Genomic DNA, 22,327 nt, shown 5'->3' with positions numbered 1-22,327 from the left:
TATGTCGGATAAAAAAACTCAACAAACCCGGTATGTTCTGCTTATTTATACATAAGATGAGATAGAGCCCAAGACAGGCATAAGGACGACTTTGTATAGATGAGTTTGAAATGTAAGGGGGAGTAAGCTTGATTGCTATCCATTTTGAGGAGAAGCTGGATTGTTCGAAGCTATATCAAGAGCTAGCTAATTATGTGCAGAAATATCAGCCTCTTGGTTTAGGTGTTGATCTAGAGCTAGAAAATGAGGCCGTGCTGTATGTGAAGTATGAAGATGTTCAAGTCAGCTTTTATGATTCGTTTCATCCGCTTCTTGCTTCCGTACTAACTGAATTTGTTGTGAATAGTAAAGAGGAGGAATGGCTCTTAACAATTATAGAGCAGATGTTTTATTTTACAGATCAGGATGAGCAGCATCAGATCTTATCTATTGCTAAGGCTGTCTTAGAAGGGGAGAGGTCCGATCTTCCCGATATTCAGATGTTCTTTAATCGTAAAGAATTTATTTATCAAGCGTTTGCGGCAAACATTGAAGAAGATACTTCTTTTTATTACGAGCCGTTTTTAACCTTTAGACTTCGTGAATATGGCGAGCTTTTAATTGATTGTGTAGAAATGGCGATTGATGAATATATGCTTGAACAGGATTATCAGAACATGCTTGAGAATTGCAGGCAGCATTTAAGAAAAACCACGCCAAAGGTTAACTGTCTGTACATTGTACACGAGGACACATTTACCATTTATGATCAGCAGTTTCGCGAGCTAACAAAAGAAGAGATCCTGTATTATCTTGAGGAAGAGCTAGTATTTGAAGAAGGGGCAGACTTGCAGGATATTATGATTAGTCCGCTAGTTAGTATGGCACCTAAGACCATTCATTTATTTACAGACAGTCCTGAAAACGGGATTGTACTGTCTGTTCAGGCAATTTTTGAAGAACGACTCCATATTTATCCTCTTAAAGAACATTCTCAAAAAAATCACAAACCTACTTGATTTTTAGCCTGAGCCTCCCTATAATATACTACATATTAATGATATGAATAGTGTTGATGAGGATACGAGGCGTTTTTGCAGGTTTTTCAGAGAATGAGGTGATTGGTGAGAGCCTCAAAACACGGAATGCGACCTTACCACCTTTGAACTGTATCGGGGAACTTCTTATGTAATAGTATCCGATACCGGCTCGCTACCGTTAACAGCATGATAAGCCGTAGTTTACGGACATTAGGGTGGAACCGCGAACCACACTCGCCCCTTCATTTGGAGGGATGAGTGTTTTTTTGTGTTTAAAAAAAGTTAAAGGAGTGTAAGAAGATGGGACAGAAGCTAGAATTGATTTTTCCAGATGGAGCGAAAAAGGAATTTGAAGCAGGTACATCTACTGAAGATGTAGCAGCGTCTATTAGTCCGGGATTAAAGAAGAAGGCGTTGGCAGGTAAGATAAATGGAAAACTGATCGATTTATCTCAACCGATCCCTGAGAGTGGAGAGGTAGCAATTATCACACCAGAATCAGAGGAAGCACTTGAGATTTTAAGACATAGTACAGCACATTTGATGGCACAGGCGGTACGCCGTTTATTTAAAAATGTAAAGCTAGGCGTAGGTCCTGTAATTGAAGATGGCTTCTACTATGATATTGATTCTGAAGAGTCGATTACGCAAGAGGATCTGCCAAAGATTGAAAAAGAGATGAAAAAGATTGTCTCTGAGAACCTGGCGATCCAACGTTTAGAGGTTAGCCGGAATGAGGCTAAAGAGAAATTTAGTGGAGATGAGTACAAACAGGAGCTGCTTGAAGCGATTCCAGAGGACGAGCAGGTTAGCATCTATGAGCAAGGTGAATTTTTTGACCTCTGCCGTGGTATCCATGTTCCATCTACAAATAAAATCAAAGCATTTAAGCTACAAAATCTTGCTGGGGCTTATTGGAGAGGCGATAGCGATAATAAAATGCTACAGCGTATTTACGGGACTGCCTTTTTTAAGCAGGCAGATTTGGACGAGCATTTAGATCTTCTTCGTCAAGCGAAAGAACGTGACCATCGTAAGCTTGGGCGTGAACTTGAACTATTCATGTTCTCTGAAGAAGCACCTGGTATGCCATTTTTCCTACCGAATGGTCAAATCATTCGTACAGAGCTTGAGAACTTCTCACGTAATCTTTATACAAAAGCGGGTTACCAAGAAGTTAGAACACCGTTGATGATGAACCAACGCTTATGGGAGCAATCAGGTCATTGGGATCATTATCATGAAAACATGTACTTCTCAGATGTTGATGATAAGCGCTTTGCGTTAAAACCGATGAACTGTCCGGGTCACATGTTAATTTACAAAAACAAGCAGCACTCATACCGAGACCTGCCAATCCGTATGGCTGAATTTGGTCAAGTGCACCGTCATGAATTAAGCGGCTCACTTAACGGAATGCTTCGTGTTCGCACATTTACACAGGATGATGCACATATCTTTGTGGCACCTAATCAAATTGAAGCAGAACTAAAGCAAGTATTTGGCTTAGTGGATCAAATTTATAGCACGTTTGGTTTTGAGTACTCTGTTGAGCTCTCTACACGTCCAGAAGATTCGATGGGGGCTGATGAGCTTTGGGAAAAAGCTGAGCAGTCACTTGAAAATGTGCTAAAAGAGTTAAATGTAGATTATTACTTGAATGAGGGTGACGGTGCGTTCTACGGCCCTAAGATTGATTTCCATATCAAAGACGCGTTGAAGCGTAGCCACCAATGTGCGACAATTCAGCTCGATTTCCAGATGCCTGAGAAATTTGATCTGACTTATGTAAACGAAGCTGGGGAAAAGGATCGACCAATCGTTATCCACCGTGCTGTCTTTGGATCGATTGACCGCTTTATTGCTATCCTAATTGAACACTTTGGTGGAGCCTTCCCAACATGGCTTGCTCCGGTTCAAGTTCAAGTCATCCCTGTATCACCGGATGCACACCTTGACTATGCAAAAAGTGTTCAAGCACAACTAGAAGAAGCAGGCGTACGCGTGCAGCTTGACGAACGCAACGAAAAAATCGGCTACAAAATCCGTGAAGCCCAAATGAAAAAGACACCGTATATGCTTGTATTAGGTGACAAAGAAGTAGCAGATGGAACAGTAAACATCCGCAAATACGGTGAGCAAGAACAGAATGTAGTTGATAAAGAAGCATTTGTTTCAAAGCTACAAGAGGAAATCTCTTCTCAATCACTTTAATAAACAAAGATTGATGGACAGATCTAGCGGATGATATTCAAGGGCCGACACCTGCGGGACCCAAAATAGAGGTCACTGAAAAACGATCTTTATAAGACTGCGAACGTTCTTCAATGTTTAAGTCAGAACCGTTAGCGGGTGTGAACCCGTAGACTCCTGCGGAACAGAACGAGGCAGACCGACATCGAAGTGGTGGTTTTCCACTTCGATGGCGGAGGCCGTTCCCGCGGAAAGCGAAGGGTTCTCCTGTAGCGGGGCCCTTCAGCTCATTCTTACACGACTTTTTCAGTGGTCTCGATGAAAGGGTTTATTGAGGTATAGGGACATAGCCCGTTTGCTCAATACCTTTCCCCGTAAAGCGTGCCCGCAATTTCGGGAGCAAAATCGAAGAGCTTAAACATGGACATACGTGGTGTTTTAGTTCTAATAATATTAGGAGGCCAACATGCATTTCAAGATGACAGAGCACGGATTTGAACATACAACGACATTCGGTACACTTGTGGTATCTGGCAACGAAGATTACGGCTTTCGTCCATATCAGCTGTTGGTCTCTTCCATTGCTGTTTGCAGTGGAGGTGTCCTAAGAAAAGTTCTCCAGAAAAAGCGAATTTCATTTAAGGACATTTCAATCACAGCAGATGTGACCCGAAACGAAGCAGGTGTAAATGAAGTAACAGACATCGCCCTTCATTTTACAATTAAAGGCACAGATGCTACAGAAGACGCAGTGGCAAAAGCACTTGCCCTCTCAACCAAGAACTGTCCCATTGTTCAATCCGTTAACCAAAGCATTCGCATCACCGAGACCTTCACACTTATTGATTAAGTGTTGACAATGTATACAGGTTCTGATAATATTCTAAGAGTGTGTTAATTAGAACATAGGAAAGCAGAAGCGCCCGCTTCTCACCTGGTCGACGATCGTTGGCAGGTATTATTCGTATCTTTTTTTGAACGAGTTATAAGTGTGGGCGCAGTGCGTCTGCACTTTTTTGTGTGGAATGATGATTTAGCGTACTGCTGTTACTCTCTTGAACACACGTCAATAGATTACGACCTGTTTTTAGTCTGCAAGATCAAATCCAGTGGAGGTGGCTCATTATTAGTAAAGACATGTTGGTCAATGAAGGGATTCGTGCCCGGGAAGTACGTCTTATTGGAGCAAATGGCGATCAAATTGGTGTTAAATCAAAGTTTGAAGCGCTTGAAATGGCCCAAAGTGTTAACCTTGACCTTGTGTGCGTCGCACCAAATGCAAAACCGCCTGTTTGCCGCATAATGGATTATGGAAAATACCGCTATGAGCAGCAGAAGAAAGACAAAGAAGCACGAAAGAACCAAAAGATTATCAATACTAAAGAAGTCCGTCTGAGCCCAACGATTGAGGATCATGACTTCAATACGAAGCTACGTAATGCACGTAAGTTTCTTGAGAAGGGCGACAAGGTTAAGGCAGCTATTAGGTTCCGTGGACGTGCAATTACCCATTCTCAGATTGGCCGAGTCGTACTTGAACGTTTGGCTAAAGAATGTGAAGATATTGCTACAATCGAAGCGAGACCCAAAATGGAAGGCCGTAGCATGTTCCTTGTGCTTGCTCCAAATGCGGAGAAATAACAGCCTGTCTTGAACCACATTAAAGGAGGATTCGTATCATGCCAAAAATGAAAACACACCGAGGCGCTGCTAAGCGTTTCAAACGTACTGGAAGCGGCAAGCTAAAACGTTCGCACGCTTTTACAAGCCATATGTTCCGTAACAAGTCTCAAAAGCAAAAACGTAAGCTGCGTAAATCAGCTATGGTTCACTCTGGAGACTTCAAACGCATTCGTCAAATGTTAACGTACAAAAAATAATTAATCTGTTCGGATTATAAAGGAGGGATTAGCGATGCCAAGAGTAAAAGGCGGTTATGTCGCTCGTCGTCGTCGTAAGAAAGTATTAAAGTTAGCTAAAGGGTATTACGGTTCTAAGCATACGTTATTCAAATCAGCACAAGGTCAGGTAATGAAAGCATTACTATATGCTTACCGTGACCGTCGTCAAAAGAAACGTGATTTCCGTAAACTATGGATTACACGTATCAACGCAGCTGCTCGTATCAATGGTCTTTCTTATAGCCGTTTGATGCACGGACTTAAGCTAGCTGAAATCAATGTTAACCGTAAAATGCTTGCTGATTTAGCTGTAAATGATGAAGCTGCATTTGCTGCATTAGCAGAACAAGCTAAAACAAGCTTAAAAGGCTAAGTAGTTTATACAAAAAAAGCGCTGTCTCTTGACTGCGTTTTTTTTATTGGGGGAATCGTTTTGAATGAATTCATCATTTTCGTTATCATATATGTAGTCTTTATAAATCTATTCGGCTTTTTTTCTATGTATCGAGATAAGCAGCTAGCAATTAAACAGCAAAGAAGAGTGCCTGAAAGAAAGCTTATAAACATAGCAATCATAGGTGGAAGCGTAGGATCATTTATTGCTATGCGTATGTTCAGACATAAAACAAGACACACGACATTTTCTGTAGGTCTACCGCTACTTGTTATGTTACATCTAGGCATTCTTTTATTCATCCTTTTCTATATACAAGCATAAGGTAAGGGAGAGAGGAGACAGTAGATCCGTGGGAATTCATGTAGAATCATTTATTCAGTTTATTGAAAACAGCGGCTGGTTAGGGCCACTTTTCTATATTTTACTACACGTTATAAGACCACTCCTATTCATTCCCGTACTCCTTATCTGTCTTGCAAGTGGAGTTCTATTTGGAGGGTTTTTTGGATCAATCTATACTTTTTTTGGACTGATGAGTACATCCATTTGTTTTTATTTCTTGATGAAGTATATTCCTTGGCTTCATCGAAGATTGTCAAAGCTAAAAGAAAAGGTGTTAAAAAAAGACCCAGACCTTAATGTGTGGCAGCTTACAGCCTTTCGTTTAGTACCTTTTGTTCATTATCATGTTCTTTCCTTTTATTTGATGGAGAGATCTGAAAATTTCCGAGACTACGTAAAGCAGACGATGATTACAATTATCCCAATGTCTGTTGTTTATACAACCATTGGTCATTTGCTTTATGATTTAAATGTGTATGGGTTAATAATCGTTGGTACATTGCTCTTAATTCTTATGATCATTAGCAGAAACTGGAGTGAGGAAGCCATTACACGTTAATAAATTTAATGAAAAAAATCCTGCCTATCTCCATGCCGTTCCTTCTTAAAACGTGTGGAGAGTTATTTTATTTACCAATGTAAGCGCTTTAATTTTGTGTTGACACTGTCTTTTGGCTGCTATAACCTTAGGCTAGCAAGATGGTTTAAATGAAAGATATCCAATCTAGAAAGAAGGGTGATTCATTTGAGTCAGGCAAAAAAGAAGCGAGCCAAAACAAAAGAGAATACGTACATTCAAATTGAAAGAAGTACAGGATTTAAAGAATTAATGCAAGAAAAGAAACGCTTTATTATCCCACTCACCATATTTTTTTTACTCTTCTATTTTTCTCTCCCTATTCTTGCTTCATACACTACGATTTTAAATAATCCCGCTATTGGAAGCATCACCTGGGCCTGGGTGTTCGCCATTGCTCAATTTATTATGACCTGGGTGCTTTGTATTTTATATGTCAAAAAAGCGGCACAGTTTGACAAAAAAGCAGAAGCCATTCTTGCTGAATTCGAGGAGGAGGGCCCCAGATGAATATTATGGTCATTTTACTTTTTCTACTCATTGTAGGAAGCACACTTGTGATTACATATTATGCAGCAAAACGCACCAAAACAGCGAGTGAATTTTATACAGCAGGTGGAGGGTTAACCGGCTGGCAAAACGGATTGGCGATTGCAGGAGATTATCTCTCAGCGGCATCTTTTCTAGGCATTGCCGGAGCCATTGCGTTATTTGGTTTTGATGGATTTTTTTATAGTATAGGTTATCTGGTTGCCTATTTAGTGGTAATGTTTATCGTGGCAGAACCGTTGAGAAATCTTGGTAAATATACTCTGGCTGATATGATTCATGCTCGCTTTGATGCAAGAAAAGTTCGTGGAGTCGCAGCCTTTAGTACATTAACGATCGTGATTTTTTATATGATTGCACAGCTGGTTGGAGCAGGCGCACTCATTCAATTGCTTTTTGGCATTCAATACCCTTGGGCCGTTGCGCTTGTTGGCGTAATGATGACGATCTATGTACTGTTTGGTGGGATGACTGCTACTAGCTGGGTCCAAATTATTAAAGCAGTCTTATTAATGTTTGCAACACTGCTTATTTCCGTCATGGTCTTATTTAAATTTAATTTTAATATCGTGGGTATGTTTAATGAAATGAGTACAGCCACAGAGCATGGTGCCAGTTATTTAAATCCTGGACTTCAAGGTAGAGCACCATTAGATTCAATCTCGCTTATGCTGGCACTTGTGCTAGGGACCGCTGGGCTCCCGCATATTCTCATGCGATTCTTCACCGTACGTGATGCAAAAACAGCTCGTAGCTCTGTTGTGACTGCTACATGGATTGTTGGGATTTTCTATGTGTTGACCATCTTCCTTGGTTTTGGTGCTGCTGCATTTGTTGGTAGTGAAGCGATAACCGCAGCGAACAGTGCTGGTAATATGGCTGCTCCGTTACTTGCCGAAGCGCTTGGTGGGGAATTATTTATGTCCTTTGTTGCTGCTGTTGCTTTTGCAACCATCCTTGCTGTAGTAGCGGGATTAGTGCTTTCGGGTGCGTCCGCATTTGCTCACGACATTTTTAATCAAATTATCCGAAAAGGAAAGGCAACGGAAAAAGAACAGGTAATTGCTGCACGTTCGGCTTCCGTTACGGTGTCCGCCTTATCCATTCTTTTAGCCTTATTTGCTCAAAACATGAATGTTGCCTTCTTAGTGGCCCTGGCCTTTTGTGTGGCTGCTAGTGCAAACTTACCGGTTATTGTCTACACAATCTATTGGAAGCGTTTTAATACAGCAGGAGCTATCTCTGCCATGCTGTCCGGGCTCATCTCAGCGATTGTTTTAGTATCATTAAGCCCAAACGTTTTTTCACCAGAAGGAGCGGCTATTTTAGTAGGAAATCCAATATTTCCATTAACGAATCCTGCGATTATTTCTGTGCCAATTGGTTTCCTTGGTGGCGTGGTTGGAACATTACTCTCATCCAAACAAGAAGACACGGTTAAATATGCAGAAGTAAAGGTAAAGGCCAATACGGGCTATCGCGATTCCGCTTCCTAAGTTAGATAAAGAAAGCGAAGCTAAGTCATCAATGACAAGCGAACAGCTATGGCGCCGCTACAGGAGAACCCTAGCACCAGCAAGAACGGACTCAGCCCTCGAAGCGGAAAACCGCCACTTCGATTTCGGTCTTCCTCTAAAGCGGATCCGAACCAATCACGTTCTAAAAAAGAAGAGCTGAACAACTATGTGCTTAACCAACACAATTGTTCAGCTCTTCTTGTCGTTACGACACTTATGGTTTATAGATGCATACAAAGCCTATCATTGCTGATTGCGAAGAAATTCTTTAATAGGTGATTTCCATTCAATCGTAGCTTGGGGATAGCGTAAAAGAATATCTTCTTCAATAAACTGAAAGTCATCTTTTGTAAGACCTTGCAAAGCATTGTGGTCTTTTGTCCACACATAAATAGTAATAATATCAAAAGAAGTTTCAGTGGCAGCCATGTACTTTTCTCCCTCGAACATAACGCCTTTATAGGTTAAAGAGAAATTCTTGCGAACATCTTTTTCATCATCAAGGAAAAAGAACTGTCTATGCCTGTGCGCTTTTTCAAGCTTACGCAGAGGATGAAAGAAATACTTAATTATACTAAATGCTACTACAAGCAATGCAATCAGTAATAATAATCTAAATAGAATGACCATCATACGGCTAAGCCCCCTTCGGCTTTCCTCAAAATATGAATCTGAGTTGTTCTTATGGTATGCTATACGAACGGAAGCAAAAAAGGTTTCATGAATTTATAAAGAAATAATAAATAATTTTAGAATGTATTTTTATTTGTACATGACTATAAAGATAGCTAATGATCAAAGGAGGATTTACGCATGGCAAAAGATGAACAACTGCAAATGCTGAAGCATTTAACTGATGCAAAAGGGATATCGGGCTTTGAAGCTGAAGCGCGGAAAGTAATGAATACATATATAACACCTTTTGCAGATGAGGTGTATACAGATCGTTTAGGTAGCCTCGTTGCAAAGAAAAAAGGAACTGAGGATGGACCCCAAATAATGGTCGCTGGTCACCTTGATGAGATTGGATTTATGGTCACATCTGTTGACGATAAAGGCTTTCTTCGCTTTCAAACAGTTGGCGGTTGGTGGGGGCAGGTCATGCTGGCTCAACGTGTAACGATTGTAACAGAGCACGGTGATGTACCGGGTATAATTGGATCCAAGCCACCTCACATCCTAACACCAGAGGCGAGAAAGAAACCAGTTGAAATTAAGGATATGTTTATTGATATTGGTGCTTCAAGTAAGGAAGAGGCTGAAGGCTTTGGCATTCGTCCTGGACAGGCCATTGTTCCTGTTTGTGAATTTACAGTAATGAAGAATGAGAATTTATTAATGGCCAAGGCTTGGGACAACCGTATTGGCTGTGCCATTGCGATTGACGTTCTACGCTTATTAAAAGACACTGAGCACCCGAACACAGTTTATGGTGTAGGAACTGTTCAAGAAGAAGTAGGTCTTAGAGGAGCAAAAACATCAGCTCACCTCATTCAACCGGATATTGGATTTGGAGTGGATGTAGGTATTGCTGGAGATACTCCGGGTATTTCTGAAAGTGAAGCTCTATCAAAGATGGGGGATGGACCGCAGATTGTTTTATATGATGCTTCAATGATTGCACATAAAGGGCTAAGAGATTTTGTTGTGCAAACCGCTGAAGAACATAACATTCCGTATCAATATGCATCAATGGCTGGAGGCGGGACAGATTCCGGTGCTATCCACTTAACTGCAAACGGAGTGCCTGCCCTTTCCATCACAGTAGCCACACGCTACATTCATACACATGCAGCGATCCTGCACCGTGAAGACTATCAGAATGCAGTCAATCTTATTGTTGAAGTTATTAAAAAGCTTGATCAAAAAACAGTAGACGCACTTACGTTTACTTAATCAAACACAAGATCTGCCGATAAGGCTGAGTCAGACAAAAGAAGAGCCGAAAGATTATGGTGTTAAACTAACATAATCTCTGGCTCTTTTTTGTCTAAAAAAAACAGTTCTCTCGATTGAGTTGAGCTGTTTTGATCAATTAGCCTTGTAAACCCTGACTAATTAATTCGCATAATTCATTTTTCTGTTCGGACGAAGCTTCTTTCCAGCAAACCTCAAACATGACACCAAGCCCAGGGAGCATCTTCTCTTCCCCGTTCTGGATAGCGTCAAGGATTGTTGCTTCAACTTGATCCTCACTATTGCCCTGAATGTTTGCCATAATGGCACTACGTAAATTAAATCCCATATCTACACTCCCTTTAAAAAAATCATTACTTATGTGTAGTATGCCTTGAATCAAGTAGATTATCCCCTAAAAAAACGGTATGATGATAGTTAGAATAAGCTAGTGTAGAAAAGAGGACGGCATGAAACGCATTGATTCAACCAAAAACGAGCAAATAAAAAAATGGAAAAAACTTCACAAGAAAAAGGACAGAGAGAAAGCGGGTCAGTTCATTGTCGAAGGCTTCCATCTTGTTGAAGAGGTGCTGAAGTCAGATATTGAACTTCAAGTTCTGCTGCTTACCGAGGAGTTTGTTCTACCGGTGGATTGGAATGTGGATACTGGAAAGATTATTCTCACTACTGATAGCGTGATGAAGGAAGTTTGTGAAACAGAATCTCCACAAGGAATAGCAGCAGTATGTATATTGCCTCAAAAGACAATGTTACCTTATCAAGCGGGTAGATATTTATTATTAGATCGTATTCAGGATCCGGGAAACATGGGCACCCTAATTCGTACGGCAGACGCTGTTGGATTAGATGGAGTCATATTAGAAAAGGGCTCTGCAGATATATACAACAGCAAGGTTATTCGCGCATCTCAAGGGTCTGTTTTTCATCTGCCTATCGTTAAGGGGGATCTAAAAGAGTCGATTCAGCAATTTAAGAAGGCGGGTGTGCCTATTTTTGGGACTGCTCTTGAAGGCGCGAGTACCTATACGGCCATGGAACCCCAGGAAACATTTGCACTTATACTGGGCAATGAAGGGGAAGGCGTTGCAAGTGGACTACTTAACTTAACAGATCAAAATCTCTATATTCCTATCCATGGTCAGGCTGAATCACTAAATGTGACGGTTGCTGCCGGTATTCTCCTTTATTATCTTCGCGCCAACTAAATGACAAGGTTGCGCTCTGTAACGGATTTATCTATAATATAGAAGAGAAATTTAATAATAAAATGCAAGGAAAGAGAGTAGTAAGCCTTTTACCGTCTGTCAGAGAGAGATGCATAAGCTGAGAGCATCTTCAGAAAATGGAAGGGACGAATTCGCTCTGGAGCAGACATTGGATCGCAAACTTTTATATTGCGAAGATGTTTCCGGGTTATAACCCGTTATCGATGAGAGAGTAAAACAGAGTGTTAGTCTGTTTTAAAGTAGGGTGGTACCACGAGTCTTTCGTCCCTTTTTAGGGAGAAGGCTCTTTTTTTATTTTATACATGCGGGAGGAATTACGATGAAAGAAACATTGGAAGCTCTACTAAATGAGGCGCTAAAAAAGGTCGAGTTAGCAGAGGATGAACGGAGTTTACAGGAGGTTCGAGTATCCTATCTCGGAAAAAAAGGGCCGATCACTGAAGTGTTAAGAGGCATGGGAAAGCTTTCAGCAGAGGAACGCCCAGTTATTGGTCAATTAGCGAATGAGGTCCGTGATCAAATTAAAGCTAGCATTGATCTAAAAGAGAAGGAACTTGAAGACATTCACATTTCTAAACAGCTTGAAGAGGAAAAGCTTGATGTGACGATGCCTGGAAGACCAATTATGCAAGGCTCAAGACACCCGCTTCAATCGGTTGTGGAAGAAGTAGAGGATGCGTTTATTGGGCTCGGTTTTAATGTGGAAGAGGGTCCTGAAGTGGAATCAGACTATTATAACTTTGAAGCATTAAATCTACCTAAAGATCACCCAGCTAGAGATATGCAGGATTCGTTTTATTTCACGGAAGAATTACTTCTGCGTACCCAAACCTCTCCTGTTCAGGCTAGAACAATGGAACGCCATCAAGGGAAAGGCCCTGTGAAGATTGTCTGCCCTGGTAAAGTATTCAGACGAGATAATGATGATGCTACGCACTCGCATCAATTTATGCAAATTGAGGGTTTATACGTAGACCATAATGTTAGGATGAGTGACTTAAGAGGAGTTCTAGATGCTTTTGTTAAGCGTTTTTTTGGAGAGGATCGAGAAATACGTCTTCGCCCAAGCTTTTTCCCATTTACGGAGCCATCTGTTGAAGTGGATGTCTCATGTGGAATATGTAAAGGAACTGGCTGCCGTGTGTGTAAACAAACTGGCTGGATTGAAGTATTAGGAGCAGGCATGGTTCATCCAAGGGTTCTTGAAATGAGTGGCTTTGACCCTAATCAATATAGTGGATTTGCCTTTGGAATGGGCGTAGAACGATTGGCTATGCTGAAGTATGCGATTGATGACATTCGCCATTTTTATACGAATGACGTTCGATTCTTATCGCAGTTCAAAAGGGTTTAAGGGGGAGATTAATAATGCTTGTATCATATAATTGGTTAAAGGAATATGTGGAACTTGATGGGATTAAAGCAACAGATGTCGCGGAAAAGATGACCCGAGGCGGAGTGGAGATTGATCTCGTACACGTCTTAAATAAAGGCGTTTCAAACATTGTAACAGGATATATTCATACCTGTGAACCACATCCAGATGCAGATAAGCTAAAGGTTTGCCAAGTGGATGTTGGTGAAGAGGAACGAGTTCAGATTGTTTGTGGGGCAGCCAATGTAGCTGCAGGTCAAACCGTTGTTGTTGCAAAAGTAGGAGCGCGTCTGCCAGGTGACATCAAAATTAAAAAAGCAAAGCTTAGAGGTCAGCTTTCACAAGGCATGATCTGCTCATTACAGGAGCTTGGCTTAGATTCTGCTCTAATTCAAAAAGAATATGCGGAAGGAATTTTTGCTTTCCCTGAACAAATAGAGCCAGGCAAAGATGCACTTGACGTCCTAAATCTGACGGATGAAGTGCTAGAGCTTGATTTAACACCAAATCGCTCAGATTGCTTAAATATGTTAGGCACAGCTTATGAGGTAGCAGCTCTTTATGGTAAGGAAGTACAGTTACCACAGGAAAGCTATCAAGAGGCTGATGAACAAGCAGAGCAAAAGGTAACAGTAGAGTTAGAGAGCTCAGAAGAGGCTAGCTATTATGAAGCGATGGTCATTAAAAATGTAAAAGTTGGTCCTTCACCGCAATGGCTTCAAAACCGGTTGATGGCTTCAGGTATCCGCCCAATCAACAATGTAGTGGATATTACGAATTATGTTTTAATCGAATATGGACAGCCACTACATGCCTTTGATTACGATAAACTTGAATCAAAAAGCATTTTAGTCCGACGCGCGAAAGATGATGAAGAATTAATAACACTTGATGGCCAAACAAGGAAGCTCTCCTCAGAACAGTTGGTCATTACAGATGGGCAGAAACCAATTGCCTTAGCAGGAGTAATGGGGGGGCAAGACACAGAGGTTGATCAAAATACAAGCACTGTGTTGCTTGAAGCAGCAGTCTTTAATTCATCTTTGATTCGTCAGTCCTCTCGTGCGCATGCGTTACGAAGTGATTCCAGTACGCGTTTTGAAAAAGGTATTAATGCAGAGCGCACTCCACATGCAGCAAGAAGAGCGGCTAAGCTTATTCAAGAGTTCGCTTCAGGTGAGGTCCTTCAAGGTACAGTATGCGTAGACGCTAGAGAGCTAACGCCTATACGTATTGAACTTTCTCTAAGTAAAATGAATGAGCGCTTAGGCATGGAGCTTCTAGCATCAGAAACTGCTGAAATGTTCTCTCGCCTTGGGTTCTCATATAGCCAGTCTGAGGAAGGTTTTGTGGTAGAGGCACCTTTACGACGACCTGACCTAATGATTCAAGAGGATTTGTATGAAGAGGTCGCACGTATTTATGGGTATGATAATATTCCTGCAACGTTGCCTATAGGGACCACAACCCAAGGGTCACTATCAACGTATCAAGAAAAAAGACGTCGACTTGCACGTTATTTGGAAGCGGCTGGTCTTCATCAAGTCATTACCTACTCGCTGACGAGCCCAGAGAAAGCAAATGCATATAAACAAGACGAGCAATCGCTTATTACGTTATCTATGCCAATGAGCGAAGAAAGAAGTACGATGCGCACAAGTCTGCTTCCACACTTATATGATGTCTTAGCTTATAATGTGAACCGGAAGAATCATAATGTTTTTATTTATGAGATGGGATCCATTTTCCATTCTAATGAAAGTCCATTGACATCACAGCCTGAAGAAAAGGAATATCTTTCAGTTGCACTTACGGGAGTATGGCACGAGAGTAAGTGGCAGACTGAAAAGAAACAAGTAGATTTCTTTGTCATAAAGGGATTGGTAGAAGGGTTGGTTCAAGAGCTTGGATTAAGTGATGTGGTTGAATTTAATCAGTCAGCAAGACCACATATGCATCCAGGGCGGACGGCAGAATGGACATTAAATGGACAGTCTGTTGGCTATTTTGGCCAATTGCATCCGACCACCCAGCGTAATCAAGATCTACGTGAAACGTATGTGTTGGAGGTAGACCTAGGAGCCTTGCTTACTTACGCACCAGTTATGGTTCAATATCAGGCGCTTCCACGTTTCCCGTCTATTGTTCGTGATATTGCGTTAGTTGTAGATAAGGATCAAACAGCAGGTGAGCTTGAGCAGATTATTACATCTTCAGGAGCGCCATTGCTTGTAAAGGTGGAGCTGTTTGACCATTATGAGGGAGAACATCTAGAGGAAGGCAAAAAATCTCTCGCATTCTCATTAACGTATCTCGATCCAGAAAAAACACTACGAGATACAGATGTAGAAGAGGTTCATCAGCAGGTCCTAGATGCATTAAAATCAAAAGCAAATGCTACATTACGTCAATAGAATGTTTGAAATGTGAATGTGAAACATAATGATGAGATGTACAGGAGGCCACTGAAAAACGATCTTTCTAAGACTGTAAACGTTCATAAATTGTTTAAGTCAGAAAGCTAGCGGAAGGAGAACCCGTAGACTCCTGCGGAACAGAACGAGGCAGACCGACATCGAAGGGGTGGTTTTCCACTTCGAGGGCTGAGGCCGTTCTTGCGGGTGCTAGGGTTCTCCTGTAGCGGCGCCATTCAGCTCGGGTAGGTGCCCCCTATTTTGGTAGCGACGGGCGAAGAATGAATCATGATCCGTTCTCTAACCATCAAAACCTCAGAGTAATTTACACATGAACTTGGCCATTATCAAAAGATCCGGACTCACATCTGATGTGTGTTCGGATTTTTATTAATATAGCACATGAATCATTTTAACTAGCCATAATATGTTCAAATTTTGTCACAGACTCTTTTCTCTGTGGAAATCTGTTAGTTTTAAAGATTGATTGTTCATGTTATGATATAAATCAGGATTTTACGCTTTTTTCTACAGTAACATGTGGGCTCCGGTAGTTATACTAATGAGGAGCGGTTTTTTTATGGAGGAGGCTTTTCAGGTGAACAATCGAGAAAACAACAAGCATCGAACAACAGTCTCTATCTACGGGCAGCAGTATACCGTCGTTGGCCAAGAAGACCCTGCTCATGTAAAGGAAGTTGCTAGAATAGTTAACGATCAGATGAGAGAAATAAAGCGCAGAAATCCTTACCTAGACACCACCAGATTAGCAGTTCTTACAGCAGTAAATGTTGTTAGTGAATATAAAAAAGCAGAAGCAGAACAACGAAATAAAGATTCCTAGTGTGGACGAAAACTAGCAAGACAGGAGAATATGTATCATGTTAAGTATAATTATATTGCTGATGCTTCTGTTTAGTTTTTTTATAGGCAGAAGAAGAGGATTTATCCTACAGCTTATTCATTTAACCGGATTTATTGTTTCGCTGTACGTGGCCTATAGATATCATGGGGCGCTTGCAGACAATATTCAATTTAGATTAATTATTCCATACCCTGAATTTGACGGAGATGGAATTGGTGGCATGCTGTTTCAAGCATTTAATGCTGAAGATGTATATTATAGTGCCATTGCTTTTGCCTTGTTATTTTTTGCAACTCGTATCATTCTTCATATCGTAGGTACCATGCTTGATTTTGTGGCGCACCTCCCGATTTTAAGAACCGTTAATAAACTACTAGGTGGCATACTATGTGTGCTCGAAACCTATCTTATTATTTTTGTGCTGTTGTTTGTGGCAGCTGTTTTGCAGATTCAAACCATTCAGGAACTCATGCAAGGATCACTTGTAGCCCAGTTCATGATGAACCATACACCATTTTTATCTGATTGGATCAAAGACCTATGGATCAGTCAGGATCTTTAGAAAAAGGCTGGCTCATTTGAGCCTGCCTTTTTTTACCTGTAGTAAGGTCTAACGTTAGAGAAGGAGCCTTCATATGGATAAAAAAACAGTTATACAAACACTTGAAGCTATTGCCACCTATATGGAAATAAAAGGTGAGAACACCTTTAAGGTATCTGCTTACAAAAAAGCTGCCAGAGCACTTGAGACCGTACCGGAAACATTAGATGAAATAGATGAAGCTGTAAAGCTAGACGGCATTGGAAAAGGAACAGCTTCAGTAATTGAAGAACTCAAAGCAACTGGTAGGTCCACTTTGCATGATGAGCTAGCAGCCTCACTACCAGATGGGCTTTTGCCTCTTCTAAAATTACCAACACTAGGTGGGAAAAAGGTAGGTAAGCTCTATCAAGAGCTAGGCATTACGGATATAGCGACACTAAGACAAGCATGTGTAGATCATAAGATTCAAGACATGCCAGGCTTTGGCGTGAAGTCAGAGGAAAAAATACTTGCCGCTATTGAAGCATTTAATACTCGACCGGAACGAATCAGTATTGCTGTAGCCAGTAAGGCAGCAGACTATATCTATGAGCAATTAAAAAAGATGTCTGGAATCATACAATTCGAATTAGCCGGTAGCTTACGTAGAGTGGAGGAAACGGTTAAGGATATTGATTGGATCATTGCAACCGAACATCCAGAACAAATTAAAGATCAACTACTCCAGCTTGATGGGATTGCTCAGGTTATAGGAGCGGGCGATACGAAGGTTTCTATAGAACTTGGAATTGAGGATCTTGTTGTTGGAGTTGACTTTAGATTAGTTACAAATGGGGAGTTTGCTTCAGCTCTTCTCCATTTTACTGGCTCTAAGGAGCATAATGTAAAGCTCAGACAGCTAGCGAAAGAACGTGGAGAACAGGTAAGTGAGTATGGTGTTTTTAATAAAGAAAATGGAGAAACCAAGGTTTTTGAAACGGAAGAAGATTTCTATCATCATTTTGACTTGGCGTATGTTCCACCTGAGGCACGATTGGGTAAAGATGAGCTTGTAGCCATCAAAGATCAGAAACCGTATCCCTCTGTAGCTGATATTCAGTCAGACCTTCACATGCATACGGTTTGGAGTGATGGCGCTCATTCCATTCAAGAAATGGCTCATGCAGCAGCCGAAAAAGGATACACTCATATTGCAATCACCGATCATTCGCAGTATTTAAAAGTAGCAAATGGGTTAACGGAAGAAAGGCTAAAAGAACAGCACCAACAAATAAAAGAGCTAAATAACAGCTTGGATATTCATCTTTTAACCGGTGTGGAAATGGATATTCTACCTGACGGACAATTGGACTACCCCGATGAAATGTTGAAGGATATTGATTTTGTGATCGCCTCGATCCATTCTTCTTTTCAACAGAAGGAAGAAGTTATTATGAGTCGCTTGAAATCAGCCTTGTTTAATCCCCATGTTGATCTGATCGCTCACCCAACAGGTCGATTAATTGGTAGGAGAGAAGGCTACGCTGTTAATGTAAAGCAGCTGATTAAATGGGCAGCGGAAAGTGGGACGGCGTTAGAATTAAATGCCAGTCCACAAAGATTAGACCTTAAGGCCGAATGGATCAAGCTTGCGGTTGAATCAGGAGTACCCATTGCAATTAATACAGATGCACATCATAAGGACCGGTTAGCGTATATTCAGTACGGTGTAGGCATAGCTAGAAAAGCAGGCATTCCCATAGATTCGATTATGAATACGTGGTCAAAAGAGAGGTTAATTACTTATCTCAAATTAGAAAAATCAAAACGCTTTAAATGAATGAGGGGAGTCGAGCTATGGAACATGTATTGCGTGTTTTAGAATATGAAAAAATGAAGAAACAGCTTCTTGAGCATGTCGCATCATCTTTAGGTAGAGAAAAGATTCAGGCATTAGTTCCGTCGACAGATGTTGAAGAGGTCGAGCGCTGGCAGCTAGAAACAGCGGAGGGTGCTGAAGTTCTAAGGCTGAAAGGGCATATTCCTCTTGGTGGAATAACAGATGTGAAGACAGAAGCAAAAAGGGCACAAATTGGTGGGTCTTTAAGTGCACAAGAGCTTATGAATATTAGCTCGACTTTATATGGTGGAAGGCAGATCAAAGGTTTTATTGAAGACGTAGAAGAGGAAGACCAAACGCCTATCCCGCTTCTTAGTGAATATGCAACACAGATAGAGCCTTTACGTGAATTAGAACGTAGCATAAATCAATGTATTGATGATTATGGTCACGTGATGGATTCAGCAAGTCCTGAACTACGCACGATTCGTCACCAGGTAAGAAGCTTTGAATCCAATGTACGATCAAAGCTTGAATCACTTATCAAATCTCAAAACACTCAAAAGCTACTCTCAGATGCGATTATTACGATTCGTAATGAACGGTATGTTGTACCTGTAAAGCAAGAATATAGAGGTTCTTTTGGAGGGATTGTGCACGACCAATCAGCATCTGGTGCCACATTATTTATTGAGCCCCAGGCGGTAGTTGTTCTAAACAACCAGTTAAGAGAAGCAAAGATGAAGGAAGCTCAAGAAGTTGAGCGTATCCTTGCCAGACTATCAGCTCAAGTGTCTGAGCAAGCCGAGGTCATTCTAGTAAATCTTGATGTGTTGGCTGTATTAGATTTTATTTTTACGAAGGCACACTACGCCAAAAAAATGAAAGCTTCGAAACCTCAATTAAATGCGAATGGATATATCAATCTTAAGGATGCGAGACATCCACTTTTAGACCAGGAAACAGTAGTACCTATATCAATGAAGCTGGGTGGGGATTACCGCTCATTAATCATTACAGGACCCAATACTGGGGGGAAAACTGTTACGTTAAAAACGGTAGGTCTAATCACACTTATGGCTCAATCTGGAATACAGATTCCTGCTGAACACGGCTCAGAAATGGCTGTTTATTCATCTATCTTCGCTGATATTGGGGACGAACAATCAATTGAACAAAGTCTAAGTACCTTCTCCTCTCATATGACGAATATTGTACGTATTCTGGACCAGATGAGGTCAGATAGCCTTGTGTTAATTGACGAATTGGGCGCTGGAACAGATCCAACAGAGGGTGCAGCCTTAGCGATATCTATTTTAGATACCATCTATCGCCGCGGTGCCTGTGTCATGGCAACAACCCATTATAGCGAGTTAAAAGGTTATGCCTATAATCGAGACGGAGCTGTAAATGCCAGTGTCGAATTTGATGTGGAAACACTTCGTCCTACGTACCGATTGTTAATTGGTATTCCTGGGCGCAGTAATGCTTTTGCCATCTCGAGACGATTAGGGTTAAGTGAAGAGATCATTGAACAGGCAAAAGAACAATTGGATTTAGATGCCACACAAATGGAGACGGTCATAGCTTCACTTGAAGAGAACCAGAAGCTTGCACAAAAAGAATCAGATGAAGCGACTCAGCTTCGCAAGGACTCTGCATCCCTGCATGCTCAGCTTGAAGAGAAGTTAGCAGAGCTTGAAGAGCAGAAGCAGGATATCCTGAAGGAAGCAGAGGAGCGCGCTGCTAAGGCGGTACAGGATGCTACAGAAGAAGCAGAAGTAATTATTGCTGAGCTTCGCGAGTTACAGAAGCAAGGCCTATCTGTCAAAGAGCATCAAATCATCGACGCTAAAAAGCATCTTGATGAAGCAGCTCCGAAGTTAACGAGCGGACAAAAAAGAGTGAAAAAGCTACAGAAAGCAAACCGGAAACCAATCTCCGGTGATGAAGTGAAAGTTCTAAGCTTCGGCCAGAAGGGGACCATTCTTGAAGATTTAGGAAACGATGAATATCAAGTACAAATAGGAATAATGAAAATGAAGGTAGATCTTAAGGATTTACAAGTGACGGAAAAAGCAAAACCAATTGAAACTAGACCGATGGCAACTTTACGAGGGAATGGATTCCATGTGAAACCAGAACTAGATCTACGTGGTGAACGATATGAGGATGCGATGAGGCGGGTGGAGAAGTATATAGATGATGCTCTGCTGGCTGGCTACCACCAGGTCTCTATTATCCATGGGAAAGGGACTGGGGCCTTACGAAAAGGAGTCAAACAGTTGGTTGATAGACATCCACGTGTCAAAGCTGCGAGAGACGCGGATATGAAAGAAGGCGGCCTTGGCAATACGGTCGTTGAATTAAAATAAGAGAGGCGAGTATATGGAACAATGGATCATTGAAAACGAATATGTCCGGACACTCGCTTTTTACAGTGTCAGTATATTAGCTCTAGTTGTGTTCTTAGCTATTTTTGAAACAGTGACCTCCTATCGGAATTGGGAAGAAATAAAAAAAGGAAATATCGCTGTGGCGATGGCAACCAGCGGCAAGATTTTTGGGGTAGCAAATATTTTTAGGCATTCTATCCAGCACTCAGATTCATTACTTATGATGCTACTCTGGGGCGCTATTGGTTTTGCTCTCTTACTCATCAGCTATTTTATCTTTGAATTCTTAACGCCTTCATTTAAAGTAGATGAAGAAATTAGACGAGATAATCGAGCGGTAGGTCTGATCTCAATGATTATCTCCGTTGGTCTCTCCTACGTAATAGGGGCAGGAATTATAACAAGATAAACCGGAGGGGAACGAAGTGGAAAAACTGGCAAAGGTGTTATATGTAGCTTGTGGTGTACTTTTTCTCGCCGGAGTTATATTTTTGATGGTGTATTAAAGATAGATTTTGGTGCGTTGTAAGTAGAGGGTACTGTATTCTATCAAGTATAAACAGGGGAGGGTACGGAGCCCCTGTTTTTTTAGTATTTATGTAAATAAAGTCAAAGAAACGGAGATGAAATCGTGATTCTAATCGAGAAAGTATATGATAAAGAGTTAAAAGCTAAATATGCAAAAGAAGTATTATATGATTTGCCAGAATGGTTTGGGCATCCAGATTCAACGGCTGAATACATAAAAGATTCAAGAGCATTTGATTTTTGGGTTGCATTAGATGGATTAGAAATAGTAGGGTTTGTTACTTTGACAAATTCCAGTCAAGATTGCGCTAATGTTCATTGCTTGGGAGTTAAAAAAGTCTATCACAGGAGTGGTGTGGGTAATAGGCTCATGATGGAATTGGAAGAATACGCTAAAAATATTTATTCTTACATACAGGTGAAAACAGTAGATGAAGGATATTATGCAGAATACGATATTACTAATCATTTTTATAAAAAGTGTGGTTATAAAAAATTAGAGGTGTTTCCATACTTATGGGACGAACGAAATCCATGTTTAGTATTGATAAAAAAATTATAAAAAATATCTTAAAACTTGGTTTAAGAAATGAGTCCCATCAGCAATAGCAACGGAAAATTCTATCAATTATTTTACGAATAAATAAAATATTTTTTATTTTTTGTGATTTTACTTGTTTTAGATAGTAAAAATCTATATCATTATGTATTAACAAAATACAAAGGAGGGTTTTTTTTCAAAACT

General features: G+C 40.9%; 22 protein-coding genes and 3 other annotated features. Of the genes, 20 read left to right on the top strand and 2 right to left on the bottom strand.

Annotation, left to right across the window (positions count from 1 at the left end):
- Positions 1–128 precede the first annotated feature (128 nt).
- The 10 genes from ytxC (at position 129) to FN960_RS00180 (ending at position 8,474) form a co-directional block, all read left to right on the top strand.
- Positions 129–998 (top strand): putative sporulation protein YtxC, encoded by an 870-nt coding sequence (gene ytxC, locus FN960_RS00225; protein ID WP_143846364.1) that lies wholly within the window; start codon positions 129–131, stop codon positions 996–998.
- A 44-nt stretch (positions 999–1,042) separates the two neighbouring features.
- Positions 1,043–1,264: a binding site (T-box leader), on the top strand.
- Positions 1,265–1,319: 55 nt separating this feature from the next.
- Positions 1,320–3,233, top strand: a complete 1,914-nt coding sequence (thrS, locus tag FN960_RS00220; protein ID WP_143846363.1) for a threonine--tRNA ligase — start codon at positions 1,320–1,322, stop codon at positions 3,231–3,233.
- A 445-nt stretch (positions 3,234–3,678) separates the two neighbouring features.
- A complete protein-coding gene (locus FN960_RS00215) occupies positions 3,679–4,062 on the top strand; it encodes an OsmC family protein (protein ID WP_143846362.1) in 384 nt (127 codons plus the stop codon).
- Between the two features lie 55 nt (positions 4,063–4,117).
- Positions 4,118–4,236: a sequence feature (ribosomal protein L20 leader region), on the top strand.
- A gap of 113 nt (positions 4,237–4,349) precedes the next feature.
- On the top strand, positions 4,350–4,853 hold the full coding sequence (infC, locus tag FN960_RS00210) for a translation initiation factor IF-3 (RefSeq protein WP_143846361.1): 504 nt from the start codon (positions 4,350–4,352) through the stop codon (positions 4,851–4,853).
- A 38-nt stretch (positions 4,854–4,891) separates the two neighbouring features.
- Positions 4,892–5,092, top strand: coding sequence for a 50S ribosomal protein L35 (gene rpmI, locus FN960_RS00205; RefSeq protein ID WP_143846360.1), 201 nt, complete (start codon positions 4,892–4,894; stop codon positions 5,090–5,092).
- Positions 5,093–5,126: 34 nt separating this feature from the next.
- Positions 5,127–5,486: a 50S ribosomal protein L20 gene (gene rplT / locus FN960_RS00200; RefSeq protein ID WP_143846359.1), complete on the top strand. Its 360-nt coding sequence runs from the start codon at positions 5,127–5,129 to the stop codon at positions 5,484–5,486.
- A gap of 60 nt (positions 5,487–5,546) precedes the next feature.
- Positions 5,547–5,831, top strand: coding sequence for a DUF1294 domain-containing protein (locus FN960_RS00195; protein ID WP_260681877.1), 285 nt, complete (start codon positions 5,547–5,549; stop codon positions 5,829–5,831).
- A gap of 28 nt (positions 5,832–5,859) precedes the next feature.
- On the top strand, positions 5,860–6,411 hold the full coding sequence (locus FN960_RS00190) for a TVP38/TMEM64 family protein (RefSeq protein WP_185970842.1): 552 nt from the start codon (positions 5,860–5,862) through the stop codon (positions 6,409–6,411).
- A gap of 270 nt (positions 6,412–6,681) precedes the next feature.
- Positions 6,682–6,939, top strand: coding sequence for a DUF485 domain-containing protein (locus tag FN960_RS00185; RefSeq protein WP_438799589.1), 258 nt, complete (start codon positions 6,682–6,684; stop codon positions 6,937–6,939).
- Positions 6,936–8,474 carry a solute symporter family protein gene (locus FN960_RS00180; RefSeq protein WP_143846356.1) on the top strand — a complete coding sequence of 513 codons (1,539 nt, stop codon included), beginning with the start codon at positions 6,936–6,938 and terminating at the stop codon, positions 8,472–8,474. The genes FN960_RS00185 and FN960_RS00180 overlap by 4 nt, the downstream gene beginning before the upstream one ends.
- A 264-nt stretch (positions 8,475–8,738) precedes the next feature.
- Here FN960_RS00180 and FN960_RS00175 read toward each other — a convergent pair whose 3' ends face one another.
- Positions 8,739–9,128, bottom strand: coding sequence for a sigma-w pathway protein ysdB (locus FN960_RS00175; protein WP_306461591.1), 390 nt, complete (start codon positions 9,126–9,128; stop codon positions 8,739–8,741).
- A 180-nt stretch (positions 9,129–9,308) separates the two neighbouring features.
- Between FN960_RS00175 and FN960_RS00170 the strand changes: the two genes are divergently transcribed.
- Positions 9,309–10,391 (top strand): M42 family metallopeptidase, encoded by a 1,083-nt coding sequence (locus FN960_RS00170; RefSeq protein WP_143846355.1) that lies wholly within the window; start codon positions 9,309–9,311, stop codon positions 10,389–10,391.
- A 139-nt stretch (positions 10,392–10,530) separates the two neighbouring features.
- On the opposite strand, the gene sspI is transcribed toward FN960_RS00170, so the two are convergent.
- Positions 10,531–10,740 (bottom strand): small acid-soluble spore protein SspI, encoded by a 210-nt coding sequence (gene sspI, locus FN960_RS00165; RefSeq protein WP_143846944.1) that lies wholly within the window; start codon positions 10,738–10,740, stop codon positions 10,531–10,533.
- Between the two features lie 121 nt (positions 10,741–10,861).
- Here sspI and FN960_RS00160 point away from each other — a divergent pair, with 121 nt between their 5' ends.
- The 9 genes from FN960_RS00160 to FN960_RS00120 all read left to right on the top strand — a co-directional run bounded on the left by FN960_RS00160 (position 10,862) and on the right by FN960_RS00120 (position 22,144).
- Entirely contained in the window at positions 10,862–11,620 is a 759-nt protein-coding gene (locus FN960_RS00160) for a TrmH family RNA methyltransferase (RefSeq protein ID WP_143846354.1), read from the top strand.
- A gap of 58 nt (positions 11,621–11,678) precedes the next feature.
- Positions 11,679–11,913: a binding site (T-box leader), on the top strand.
- 47 nt (positions 11,914–11,960) lie between these two features.
- Positions 11,961–12,995: a phenylalanine--tRNA ligase subunit alpha gene (gene pheS, locus FN960_RS00155; RefSeq protein WP_143846353.1), complete on the top strand. Its 1,035-nt coding sequence runs from the start codon at positions 11,961–11,963 to the stop codon at positions 12,993–12,995.
- Positions 12,996–13,009: 14 nt separating this feature from the next.
- The gene (gene pheT / locus FN960_RS00150; RefSeq protein WP_143846352.1) at positions 13,010–15,430 is read left to right on the top strand and encodes a phenylalanine--tRNA ligase subunit beta; all 2,421 of its coding nucleotides are present in this window, start codon (positions 13,010–13,012) and stop codon (positions 15,428–15,430) included.
- Positions 15,431–16,028: 598 nt separating this feature from the next.
- Positions 16,029–16,274, top strand: coding sequence for a cell division protein ZapA (zapA, locus tag FN960_RS00145; protein ID WP_185970841.1), 246 nt, complete (start codon positions 16,029–16,031; stop codon positions 16,272–16,274).
- A 37-nt stretch (positions 16,275–16,311) separates the two neighbouring features.
- Entirely contained in the window at positions 16,312–16,857 is a 546-nt protein-coding gene (locus tag FN960_RS00140; RefSeq protein WP_143846350.1) for a CvpA family protein, read from the top strand.
- Positions 16,858–16,930: 73 nt separating this feature from the next.
- Positions 16,931–18,658: a DNA polymerase/3'-5' exonuclease PolX gene (gene polX, locus FN960_RS00135; RefSeq protein WP_143846349.1), complete on the top strand. Its 1,728-nt coding sequence runs from the start codon at positions 16,931–16,933 to the stop codon at positions 18,656–18,658.
- Positions 18,659–18,675: 17 nt separating this feature from the next.
- Positions 18,676–21,033 (top strand): endonuclease MutS2, encoded by a 2,358-nt coding sequence (locus FN960_RS00130; RefSeq protein WP_143846348.1) that lies wholly within the window; start codon positions 18,676–18,678, stop codon positions 21,031–21,033.
- Between the two features lie 13 nt (positions 21,034–21,046).
- The gene (locus FN960_RS00125) at positions 21,047–21,463 is read left to right on the top strand and encodes a DUF350 domain-containing protein (protein WP_143846347.1); all 417 of its coding nucleotides are present in this window, start codon (positions 21,047–21,049) and stop codon (positions 21,461–21,463) included.
- 222 nt (positions 21,464–21,685) lie between these two features.
- The gene (locus tag FN960_RS00120) at positions 21,686–22,144 is read left to right on the top strand and encodes a GNAT family N-acetyltransferase (RefSeq protein ID WP_143846346.1); all 459 of its coding nucleotides are present in this window, start codon (positions 21,686–21,688) and stop codon (positions 22,142–22,144) included.
- Positions 22,145–22,327 lie beyond the last annotated feature (183 nt).

Source organism: Alkalicoccobacillus porphyridii (assembly GCF_007293315.1).
Classification (GTDB): domain Bacteria; phylum Bacillota; class Bacilli; order Bacillales; family Bacillaceae_D; genus Alkalicoccobacillus; species Alkalicoccobacillus porphyridii.
The sequence above is the reverse complement of the archived record's forward strand: the minus strand, read 5'-3'. Positions and strand labels throughout refer to the sequence as shown.

Bases quoted from the DNA above. Each gene is read 5' to 3' on its own strand.
- thrS (WP_143846363.1), top strand. From the start codon at position 1,320: ATGGGACAGAAGCTAGAATTGATTTTTCCAGATGGAGCGAAAAAGGAA.
- FN960_RS00215 (WP_143846362.1), top strand. From the start codon at position 3,679: ATGCATTTCAAGATGACAGAGCACGGATTTGAACATACAACGACATTC.
- infC (WP_143846361.1), top strand. From the start codon at position 4,350: ATGTTGGTCAATGAAGGGATTCGTGCCCGGGAAGTACGTCTTATTGGA.
- rpmI (WP_143846360.1), top strand. From the start codon at position 4,892: ATGCCAAAAATGAAAACACACCGAGGCGCTGCTAAGCGTTTCAAACGT.
- rplT (WP_143846359.1), top strand. From the start codon at position 5,127: ATGCCAAGAGTAAAAGGCGGTTATGTCGCTCGTCGTCGTCGTAAGAAA.
- FN960_RS00185 (WP_438799589.1), top strand. From the start codon at position 6,682: ATGCAAGAAAAGAAACGCTTTATTATCCCACTCACCATATTTTTTTTA.
- FN960_RS00180 (WP_143846356.1), top strand. From the start codon at position 6,936: ATGAATATTATGGTCATTTTACTTTTTCTACTCATTGTAGGAAGCACA.
- FN960_RS00175 (WP_306461591.1), bottom strand. From the start codon at position 9,128: ATGATGGTCATTCTATTTAGATTATTATTACTGATTGCATTGCTTGTA.
- FN960_RS00170 (WP_143846355.1), top strand. From the start codon at position 9,309: ATGGCAAAAGATGAACAACTGCAAATGCTGAAGCATTTAACTGATGCA.
- sspI (WP_143846944.1), bottom strand. From the start codon at position 10,740: ATGGGATTTAATTTACGTAGTGCCATTATGGCAAACATTCAGGGCAAT.
- FN960_RS00160 (WP_143846354.1), top strand. From the start codon at position 10,862: ATGAAACGCATTGATTCAACCAAAAACGAGCAAATAAAAAAATGGAAA.
- pheS (WP_143846353.1), top strand. From the start codon at position 11,961: ATGAAAGAAACATTGGAAGCTCTACTAAATGAGGCGCTAAAAAAGGTC.
- pheT (WP_143846352.1), top strand. From the start codon at position 13,010: ATGCTTGTATCATATAATTGGTTAAAGGAATATGTGGAACTTGATGGG.
- FN960_RS00140 (WP_143846350.1), top strand. From the start codon at position 16,312: ATGTTAAGTATAATTATATTGCTGATGCTTCTGTTTAGTTTTTTTATA.
- polX (WP_143846349.1), top strand. From the start codon at position 16,931: ATGGATAAAAAAACAGTTATACAAACACTTGAAGCTATTGCCACCTAT.
- FN960_RS00130 (WP_143846348.1), top strand. From the start codon at position 18,676: ATGGAACATGTATTGCGTGTTTTAGAATATGAAAAAATGAAGAAACAG.
- FN960_RS00125 (WP_143846347.1), top strand. From the start codon at position 21,047: ATGGAACAATGGATCATTGAAAACGAATATGTCCGGACACTCGCTTTT.